Origin of the sequence: Staphylococcus pasteuri (assembly GCF_003970495.1) — a bacterium.
GTDB classification, from domain to species: domain Bacteria; phylum Bacillota; class Bacilli; order Staphylococcales; family Staphylococcaceae; genus Staphylococcus; species Staphylococcus pasteuri.
In genome coordinates this window covers 1-935 of sequence record NZ_RXWW01000084.1, presented here as the reverse complement: position 1 = coordinate 935, position 935 = coordinate 1, and the positions used below count along the sequence as shown (strand labels likewise).

Here is a 935-nt window from a genome sequence, read left to right as displayed (position 1 = left end):
ATGGCTGTTGGTTTCGATAATATAGATATTGATGTTGCCAAACAAAAAGGTGTCACTGTGACTAATACACCAGAAGTTTTAACTGAAACGACTGCGGAATTAGGTTTTACACTTATGTTAGCAACTGCTCGTCGCATTGTAGAAGCTGAACAATATATTCAAGAAGGACAATGGAAAAGTTGGGGGCCATATTTATTATCTGGTAAAGACGTATATGGTTCAACTGTTGGTATTTTTGGTATGGGAGATATTGGTAAGGCTTTTGCTAAACGTTTGAAAGGCTTTAATACTAAGATTTTATATCATAATCGTTCAAGACAAGAAGCGACTGAAAACGAATTAGGTGCTACATGGGTTTCATTTGATGAATTACTTGAAGAAAGTGACTTTGTGGTATGTACTGCACCTTTAACAGATGAAACCAAACATAAATTTAATGCATCCGCATTTGAAAAAATGAAATCTGATTCAATATTTATCAATATTGGTAGAGGTGCCATTGTAAATGAAGAAGATTTAGTAAATGCTTTAAACAAAGGACAGTTATTAGCATGCGGTTTAGACGTGTTAGAACAAGAACCAATTGCTATGGATCATCCACTATTAAAAATGCCTAATGCTGTGATTCTTCCACACATTGGTAGTGCATCTGAAAATACACGGAATAATATGATTCAATTATGCGTGGATAATATTAAAGCAGTATTAAATAATAAATCTGCAATTACCCCAGTAAATTCATAGTTTTAATTATAATTTAAGCTTATCTATTTAGTTTAATTAAATAGATAGGCTTTTTATTATGTTTAAAATAGCTCAATCTAACAATTTTGTTATACCGTCTGTAATTGTTTAATTACAATGTAAGATTTAAAATAATATTATTCAATAAGTAATATGCTCATACTATATTTATAGCTTACGCAACTTGGAGT

The 935-nt window shown here is 31.0% G+C and carries 1 protein-coding gene; it reads left to right on the top strand.

Annotation, left to right across the window (positions count from 1 at the left end):
* A partial coding sequence (locus tag CD121_RS11050) for a 2-hydroxyacid dehydrogenase (RefSeq protein ID WP_257214296.1) occupies nucleotides 1-744 on the top strand: 744 nt, incomplete at its 5' end.
* Between the last annotated feature and the right edge of the window lie 191 nt (nucleotides 745-935).